The 8017-nt window shown below is 68.5% G+C and carries 10 protein-coding genes; 8 read left to right on the top strand and 2 right to left on the bottom strand.

Features of this window, described 5'->3' with window-relative positions; translation table 11 throughout:
* From RMO97_RS16775 to RMO97_RS16760, 4 genes are all read left to right on the top strand, one after another.
* Positions 1–394, top strand: a 394-nt coding sequence (locus RMO97_RS16775; protein WP_310542167.1) for an SIS domain-containing protein, incomplete at its 5' end; no start/stop codon positions are given.
* Between the two features lie 94 nt (positions 395–488).
* A complete protein-coding gene (locus RMO97_RS16770) occupies positions 489–1358 on the top strand; it encodes a UTP--glucose-1-phosphate uridylyltransferase (RefSeq protein WP_310542166.1) in 870 nt (289 codons plus the stop codon).
* 12 nt (positions 1359–1370) lie between these two features.
* Positions 1371–2231, top strand: a complete 861-nt coding sequence (locus tag RMO97_RS16765; protein ID WP_310542165.1) for an SDR family oxidoreductase — start codon at positions 1371–1373, stop codon at positions 2229–2231.
* A 92-nt stretch (positions 2232–2323) separates the two neighbouring features.
* On the top strand, positions 2324–2656 hold the full coding sequence (locus tag RMO97_RS16760) for a hypothetical protein (protein WP_310542164.1): 333 nt from the start codon (positions 2324–2326) through the stop codon (positions 2654–2656).
* On the opposite strand, the gene lepB is transcribed toward RMO97_RS16760, so the two are convergent.
* The gene (gene lepB, locus RMO97_RS16755; RefSeq protein ID WP_310542163.1) at positions 2653–3408 is read right to left on the bottom strand and encodes a signal peptidase I; all 756 of its coding nucleotides are present in this window, start codon (positions 3406–3408) and stop codon (positions 2653–2655) included. The two genes, RMO97_RS16760 and lepB, sit on opposite strands and share 4 nt — an antisense overlap.
* A gap of 63 nt (positions 3409–3471) precedes the next feature.
* Positions 3472–4221: an alpha/beta hydrolase gene (locus RMO97_RS16750; protein WP_310542162.1), complete on the bottom strand. Its 750-nt coding sequence runs from the start codon at positions 4219–4221 to the stop codon at positions 3472–3474.
* A gap of 82 nt (positions 4222–4303) precedes the next feature.
* On the opposite strand from RMO97_RS16750, the gene RMO97_RS16745 reads away from it, so the two are divergent.
* The 4 genes from RMO97_RS16745 to RMO97_RS16730 all read left to right on the top strand — a co-directional run.
* On the top strand, positions 4304–5476 hold the full coding sequence (locus RMO97_RS16745; protein WP_409035331.1) for a glycosyltransferase family 4 protein: 1173 nt from the start codon (positions 4304–4306) through the stop codon (positions 5474–5476).
* A complete protein-coding gene (locus RMO97_RS16740) occupies positions 5466–6449 on the top strand; it encodes a glycosyltransferase family 9 protein (RefSeq protein ID WP_310542160.1) in 984 nt (327 codons plus the stop codon). Before RMO97_RS16745 ends, RMO97_RS16740 begins: the two co-directional genes overlap by 11 nt.
* A gap of 110 nt (positions 6450–6559) precedes the next feature.
* Positions 6560–7081, top strand: a complete 522-nt coding sequence (gene infC / locus RMO97_RS16735; protein ID WP_215342444.1) for a translation initiation factor IF-3 — start codon at positions 6560–6562, stop codon at positions 7079–7081.
* Positions 7082–7217: 136 nt separating this feature from the next.
* The coding region (locus tag RMO97_RS16730) for an MFS transporter (RefSeq protein ID WP_310542159.1) at positions 7218–8017 on the top strand (800 nt) is incomplete at its 3' end.

Genomic DNA, 8017 nt, shown 5'->3' with positions numbered 1-8017 from the left:
GGCCCTGGAAGGCGCGCTGAAGCTCAAGGAGATCAGCTACATCCATGCCGAGGGCTATGCCGCCGGCGAGCTGAAGCACGGCCCCATCGCCCTGATCGACGAGGCCACCCCGGTGATCGTCATCGCCCCCAGCGACGCGCTTTACGAAAAGACCATGTCCAACATGAGCGAGGTGATGGCGCGCGGCGGGCCGATCATCCTGTTCACGGACGCCCAGGGCGCCGAAAACGCGCCCGCCGGGGTGAAGGTGATCGTCGTCCCCACCTGCGACCCCCTGGTGGCGCCCCTGGTGTTTTCCGCCCCCATCCAGCTGCTGGCCTACCACGTGGCCGTCCAGAAGGGCGCCGACGTCGACCAGCCTCGCAACCTGGCCAAGTCGGTCACGGTCGAGTAATGGGCGGGCGACCGAAGGGTTCGCGCGCCTCGTCATAAGGCGGGAATGGATTTCGTGCGTTGGGTCCTCTAGGCAAAGGCCAACGGAGGACTGCATGACGAAACCTGTGCGCAAGGCTGTGCTTCCCGTGGCGGGTCTGGGGACCCGGGTGCTTCCCGGCGCCAAGACCACGCCGAAGAACATGCTGAACATCTTCGACCGCCCGATCCTCTCCTATGTGGTGGAGGAAGCGCGCGCCGCGGGGATCGAGCACATCGTCTTCGTCACCGGCCGCGGCCAGGGCGCCATCGAGGACTATTTCGACTCCAATCCCGAGATCGAAGGCGCCCTGGAAGCCAAGGGCAAGACCGACATCCTGGCTGAGGTCCGCGCCGACCTGCCCCGCCCCGGCGGCATGAGCTTCGTGCGCCAGATGGCGCCCCTGGGCCTGGGCCACGCCGTCTGGTGCGCCCGCCATATCATCGGCGACGAGCCCTTCGCCGTCATGCTGCCCGACATGCTGATGGCCGCCGAGGTCCCGGCCCTGGCCCAGGCGGTGGCGTCCTACGAAAAGGTCGGCGGCAACATCATCGCCGTGGAGCCCTGCCCCGACGGCGAGGCCCACAAGTACGGCATCGTGGCCCTCGACGGCCAGGACGGTCGGCTGAACCGCATGACCGCCATGGTGGAGAAACCCGCCCCGGGAACCGAGCCCTCGAACCTTTTCATCTCGGGCCGCTACATCCTGCAGCCGGAGATCTTCGAGCTGCTCGAGCGCCAGGGCAAGGGCGCCGGCGGCGAGATCCAGCTCACCGACGGCATGGTGCAGCTGATGAAGACCCAGACCTTCCACGCCCTGGAGTATGAGGGGGTGACCTACGACTGCGGCGACAAGATCGGCCTGTTGCGGGCCAATGTGGCCTTCGCCCTGCGCCGCCCTGAGTTCGCCGATGCGGCTCGGGCCGCCATCCAGGCCCTGCTCTAGGAGACCTGAGCCTTGCGCCTCTTCGTCTTCGGTTACGGCTTTTCCGCCCGCGCCTTGGCGAAACGCCTCATGCCGCAAGGCTGGACCGTGGCGGCGACCTTCCGCGACCAGGGCGGGTCCGCGCGCCTGGCCGCCGAGGGGATCGAGCCGGTTCCTGTGGCCGACGCCGACGCCATCGCCGCCCAGATGGGGTCGGCCCAGGCCATCCTGATCACCGCCCCGCCCACCGACCAGGGCTGCCCGGCCCTGCCGGCACTGGTGCGGCCCATGGCGCGGGCCGGCGCCTTTCCCGACTGGATCGGCTATCTCTCCACCACCGGGGTCTATGGCGACCGACAAGGCGGCTGGGTGTTCGAGGACAGTCGGCTGGCCGCTCAGTCCACCGAGGGCGCGCGCCGGGTCGGCGCAGAGCGCGACTGGTTGGAGGTGGGCCGGGGCATGGGCCTGACCGTCACCATCCACCGCCTGCCCGGCATCTACGGCCCCGGCCGTTCAGCCTTTGACCGTCTGCGGGAGGGCCGCGCGCGCCGCGTGTCAGCCCCCGGCCAGGTGTTCAGCCGAATCCATGTCGATGACCTGGCCGCAGGCCTGGAGGCCTCCATCGCCCGACCCCGCGCCGGCGGAATCTACAATCTGTGCGACGACGAGCCGGCTCCCAATAGCCAGGTGGTTGCGCACGCCGCGAGGCTTCTCGCGATGGAGCCGCCGCCGGAGCAAACCCTCGACCTCGAGGCCCTGGCGCCCTCTGCGCGGCGCTTCTATGCCGAGACCAAGCGGGTCTCCAACGCCCTCGCCAAGGCCGAGCTGGGCTGGCTGCCGCGCCACCCGACCTACCGCGAAGGCTTGGCCGCGATCCTGGCGGCCGGCGGCTGAACCGCCCCTCAGAACTGTCCGGACACCTTTTTCCTGTCACAGGGGCGCGACATAGGCTTGGCTGGCGTCGCGACAGCTTCTGAGACCAAACCATGACCGAGCCAGGACGACTGAAGAAAAGCGAATCCCTGGAGATCCGGATTCCCTATCCCACCAAGGAAGCCTTCATGGCCCGTTGCCGCGCCGACGGCCGCTCGGCCAGCGAGGCTGTGCGCGCCTTCATCGATCAACAGCTGGAGGCGCCCGCCAAGGCGAGGCCCGCGCGCAAGCGCCTGCGCCTGATCGTCGGCGCCGCCATCGCCGCGGCGGTGGGCGCGGCCGCCCTGCCCTCGCTCGCCCGGCCCAGCCTGAGCCACGCCCCGTTCGATCGCCTCGACGCCGACCATGACGGCGCCCTCAGCCGCGCCGAGTACGACGCCCGCTAGTCCAGGCGGTGGAAGGCGCGGCTCGCGTCGAACCGCATCACCCAGGTCCAGGGCTTGAAGATCGAGGCCCCGCCTTTCCACGACAGCATGATGAAGCGCGCCTTGCCCACCAGGTTTTCGGCCGGAACGTAGCCGACCCCGATCTCCTGCGGCCAGCGGCTGTCCAGGGAGTTGTCGCGGTTGTCGCCCATCATGAAGTAGTGGCCCTGCGGCACCACGAAGACCTCGGTGTCATCGCCGAGATGGCCAGGCTCGCGGTCAAGGGTCACGTAGCTGCGGCCGTTCGGTTTGGGCTCGGCGTGCTGCATCACCCGCACCCCGGGAGCGCCCGGGTCCTCGGTCACGCCCAACGGCCGGCGCGGGATGGCCTTGCCATTGACGAAGACCTGGCCGCCCACCACCCGGACGCGGTCGCCGGGCAGGCCGATCAGCCGCTTGATGTAGGTGATGCTCTTGTCGCGAGGCAGGTGAAAGACCACCACGTCGCCGCGTTGCGGGGCCTTTTCCAGGATCCGCCCGTGGAACAGCGGCGGGCTGAACGGGATGGAGTGGGCGCTCCAGCCATAGTCGTATTTCGAGACGATGATGTAGTCGCCCTTCAGCAGGGCGGGCTGCATGGACTCCGACGGGATCGTGAACGGCTGGAAGAAGATGACCCGCAGCACCAGGGCGATCAGCAGGGCGGCGACCACCGTCTTGGCGATCTCGATGAACTCGGCGGCGGCGGTCTTGGGAGCGTGCTGGCTGGTCATGGCCCCGGTCTGAACCGCTTGGGCTTGCTAGGCGACCGAAGTCCTGTCCGGACAGGCCGGTTCTCAATCCGGACAGACCTCATCCAGGGCGGCCAGCAGGCGCGCCAGGTCCTGCGGCCGTGACAGCCGATGGTCGCCATCCTTGATTAGGCTGAAGACGACATCGTCGCTGTTCAGCGCCTGGGCCAGTTCCAGGGCATGGCGCCAGGGCACGTCGGGATCGGCCCCGCCCTGCAGGATGCGCACCGGCGCGGTAATGGGCACGGGCCCCGGGAGGATCGACCAGCGGGCGCCGTCCTCCAGCAGGTTGGCGGTGATGGGATAGGGATCGCCATAGTCGCTGGGCCGCATCCAGACGCCGTCACGGGCCAGGGCCTCGCGGCCCGCCGCGTCGATCTCCGGCGCCATCAGCTTCGCGGTGAAGTCGGGCGCGGGCGCGATCAGCACCATGGCCTTGAGCCGCTCAGCCCGCACCGCGGCGGCCAGGCAGCTGATCCAACCGCCCATGGAGGATCCCACCAGGACCAACGGCCCCTCGGTCAGGTCGTCGAGAACCGCCAGGGCGTCCTCTCGCCAGCGGGTGATGGTCCCCTGGGCGAAGTCGCCGCTGGACTCGCCGTGGCCGAAATAGTCGAAGCGCACATAGGCTCGGCCGGACCCCTGCGCCCACTGCGCGATGGCCTCCGCCTTGGTCCCGGCCATGTCGGAGCGGAAGCCTCCCAGCCAGACCACGGTGGGGCCCGCGCCCGCCACCTTGCGCCACGCCACCCGCTCGCCGTCCGGCCGCGTCAGGAAACCCGTCTCTTCGCTCATCGGTGATCAATAGCCCGTGCGAGGGGGCCCGTCAGCGTGCGTCGGGCTTTACGCGGCGCCGCAGTGCGTTATGCAGATGGCCGTGCCACTGCCTCCCAACTTCACATTGCTGCAGGTCGTTCCCGAGCTTGAGACGGGCGGCGCCGAACAGACCACCATCGATGTGGCCAATGCCGTCGTGCGCGCCGGCGGCAAGGCCCTGGTGGCCACCCGCGGCGGGCGCATGACCGCGCGCCTGGAGGCTGACGGCGGCCGTCTCGCCCAGATGCCCGTCCAGTCAAAGAACCCCCTGGTGATGCTGGGCAACGCCGCGCGCCTGGTGGACCTGATCCGCAAGGAGAAGGTCAGCCTGGTCCACGCCCGCAGCCGCGCCCCGGCCTTCTCGGCCCTGTGGGCCGCCCAGGCGACGGGAACGCCCTTCGTCGCCACCTATCACGGCATCTACAACGCCAGGACCAAGCTGAAGCGCTGGTACAATGCGGTGATGACCCGCGGCGACCTGGTGATCGCCAATTCCGACTATACCCGCGACCACGTCCTCGCAGAGCATTCGCTTCCGGCCGAGAAGATCGTCACCATCCCGCGCGGCGTCGACCTGGATCGCTTCAACCCCGCCTGGGTGACCCGCGAGCGGATCGCCGCCCTGCGCGAGGCCTGGGGCATCGCGCCCACGGACAATCGGGTGAAGATCCTGCTGGGCGGCCGCCTGACCCGCATCAAGGGCCACCCCACCATCATCGAGGCCGCCGCCCGCATGAAGGCGGCCGGCCAGTCCAACTTCCTGATCATCTTCGCCGGCGACGACCAGGGCCGCACCGACTACCGCGAGGAGCTGGAAGCCTCGATCCGCGACCAGGGGCTGAGCGCGGAGATCAAGCTGGTGGGACATTGCGACGACATGCCGGCCGCCTGCCTGGTCTGTGACCTCGCCATCCTGCCCACCACCGTTCCGGAGTCCTTCGGCCGCACCGCCGTGGAGCCCCAGGCCATGGGCCGCCCGGTGATCGCCTCAAGCCATGGCGGCGCCACCGAGACCGTGCTGGACGGCAAGACCGGTTGGCTGGTCCGCCCCGGCGACGCCCCGGCCTGGGCCGCCGCCATGACCCACGCCATCGAGGCCGGGCCGGTCGAACTTCGCAGGATGGGAGAGCTGGCCTCGGCCCGCGCCCGCCAGCTCTATTCCGCCGAGGCCATGTGCGCGGCCACCTTGGGAGCCTATGAACGCGTGCTGGAGGCCAGAGCCCATGGCGCGTGAGATCAAGAAGATCCTGGTGATCAAGCTGTCGGCCCTGGGCGACTTCGTCCTGGCCCTGGCGGCGATGAAGAAGATCCGCGAGGCGCACAAGCGCGCCCACATCACCCTGCTGACCACGCCCCAGTTCGAGGGCCTGGCCAAGAGCTCACCCTACTTCAACGCTGTGGAGACCGACGGCAAGCCCAACGGCCCCGGCGAATGGCTGGCCCTGCGCGGCCGGATCAAGAAGGCCCGCTACGACCGGGTCTACGACCTTCAGACCTCGGCGGCGTCCAACCGCATCTTCCAGATGCTGCGGCCCTTCCCGCCGGAATGGTCGGGGATCGCGCTGGGCTGCGCCCTGCCGCACAAGAACCCGCATCGCAATTCCATGCACACCCTGGAGCGCCAGGCCGACCAGCTGAAATATGCCGGCATCTATCCCGACGCCCCCACCGAGCCGGGCAGCGCCCCGCCGCCGGATCTCTCCTGGGTGCTGCGCAAGGCGCCGCAGGAACGCCCCGTGGCCGGCGGCGTCATGCCCCGCCCCTACGTTCTGTTCATCCCCGGCGGCTCGGCCCACCGCCTGGACAAGCGCTGGCCCGTCGACCGCTACGGCGAGCTGGGCAAGATCCTCTACGAGCGCGGCTTCGACATCGTCATCCTGGGCGGCCCCCAGGAGAGCGCCGAGGCCCGGCAGATCCAGCGCTATGTGGGCAAGGCCCGCGACCTCACCGGCCGCACCGACTTCGCCCGGATCGCCATCCTGGGCGCCAAGGCCGCCCTGGTGGTGGGAAACGACACCGGGCCGCTGCACCTGGCCGCCGCGACGGGGGCGCCGACCATCGTCCTGTTCTCGCGGGCTTCGGACCCCAACCTGTCGGCCCCACGCGGCCATGTCGCGGTCCTGCAGGCCGACAATCTGGGCGATCTGGCTGTGGCGAGCGTCGCACAGGCGGCGAATGCTTTGGCCCCGGCCCCCGGCGGCGCTTGATCGCGGGGGTCCGCAAGGTCATATACTGTCCGCACGACCCCGGAGCGCTTTGCGTGGCCGGTGCGTTCGCCTTGAAATAGCTCACGGAGCAAAAGCCTATTCGCCGCCCCATGCAGGCGCCGCCCGTCAAAGACGGACCGCGCATCAATGACGACATCCGCGTCCCAAAAGTTCTGCTCATCGATCAGCACGGTGAGAAGCAGGGCGTGATGCCGACCTCCTCCGCTCTGGAGGCCGCTGAAGAAGCTGGCCTCGACCTGGTCGAGATCGTGCCGAATGCTGATCCGCCCGTCTGCAAGATCCTGGACTACGGCAAGTTCAAGTTCCAGGAGCAGAAGAAGAAGAACGAGGCGCGCAAGCGTCAGAAGGTGGTGGAGATCAAGGAGATCAAACTCCGTCCCAACATCGACATCCACGACTACGAAGTCAAAGCGCGCTCCATGCATCGCTTCTTCGAAGAAGGCGACAAGGTGAAGGTCACCCTGCGCTTCCGTGGCCGCGAACTCGCTCACCCCGAACTTGGCATGAAGCTGCTCCAGCAGGTGAAGGCCGACTTCGAGCCGGTGGCGAAGGTCGAGTACGAGCCCCGCATGGAAGGCCGCCAGATGATCATGATCCTGGCCCCCCGCTAGGCTCCGGCGACCGGTACGATTTGAGCGGCCGTCCCCCAGGGGCGGCCGCTTTTTCTTGGTCCTGGGTGAACTGCGACAACCCAGCCTCACGCTGGGTCTTTACGCCCCCACCGGGGCAGCCTAACACCGGACTATTATGTCTGAATCCGAGCCGTATAAGGCCCCGGCGCCGCGTTTTGCTGCGGCGTCGCTGATCGCCGTTATCTTCATCAACATGCTGGGCTTCGGGATCATCGTCCCGTTGTTGCCCTTCTATGCCGACTCCTTCGACGCCGAGCCCTGGCAGATCGGAGCGATCTTCGGCGCCTATTCGGTGGGAGCCTTTTTCGGCGAACCCCTGTGGGGGCGCCTGTCGGACAAGTACGGCCGCAAGCCGCTGCTGATCTCCACCATCATCGGCAACTGCCTCTGCTACCTGGCGCTCGCCTTCGCCCCGAACATCTGGGCGGCCTTCGCCATCCGCCTGGTAGGTGGCCTCGCGGCCGGTAACGGCGCTGTGGTCCAGGGCTATATCGCCGACGTCACGCCGCCGGAAAAGCGCGCCCGGCAGATGAGCTATCAGGGCGCGGCCTGGAATGTGGGCCTGATCATCGGCCCGGCGGTGGGGGGCTTCTTCGCCCACACCGGCATGGGCCCGGCCGGCTTCCGCATTCCGCTATTCATCGCCTCGGGCCTGGCGGCGCTCTGCGTCGTCGCCATCATGTTCTTCATCAAGGAAAGCCGGGTCCGCGAGGAGGGCATCAGCCATCGCCCCAGCCGCTGGTCGGCCATCGGCGAGGCGGTCAGCCATCCGGTGATCGGGCGCATGATGCTGCTGACCTTCCTGGTGGGCTTCGCCTTCACCGGCATCGAGAGCCAGTTCGGCCTCTGGTCCCAGGCCCGCTTCGGCTGGGGCCCGCGCGAGATCGCGGTCTGTTTCGCCTTCACCGGCGCCAC

Origin of the sequence: Phenylobacterium sp. (assembly GCF_031425575.1) — a bacterium.
Lineage (GTDB): Bacteria > Pseudomonadota > Alphaproteobacteria > Caulobacterales > Caulobacteraceae > Phenylobacterium.
Note: the sequence above shows the minus strand (reverse complement) of the source record. Positions and strands in the feature narration are given on the sequence as shown.

Bases quoted from the DNA above. Each gene is read 5' to 3' on its own strand.
- RMO97_RS16770 (WP_310542166.1), top strand. From the start codon at position 489: ATGACGAAACCTGTGCGCAAGGCTGTGCTTCCCGTGGCGGGTCTGGGG.
- RMO97_RS16760 (WP_310542164.1), top strand. From the start codon at position 2,324: ATGACCGAGCCAGGACGACTGAAGAAAAGCGAATCCCTGGAGATCCGG.
- lepB (WP_310542163.1), bottom strand. From the start codon at position 3,408: ATGACCAGCCAGCACGCTCCCAAGACCGCCGCCGCCGAGTTCATCGAG.
- RMO97_RS16750 (WP_310542162.1), bottom strand. From the start codon at position 4,221: ATGAGCGAAGAGACGGGTTTCCTGACGCGGCCGGACGGCGAGCGGGTG.
- RMO97_RS16740 (WP_310542160.1), top strand. From the start codon at position 5,466: ATGGCGCGTGAGATCAAGAAGATCCTGGTGATCAAGCTGTCGGCCCTG.
- infC (WP_215342444.1), top strand. From the start codon at position 6,560: ATGCAGGCGCCGCCCGTCAAAGACGGACCGCGCATCAATGACGACATC.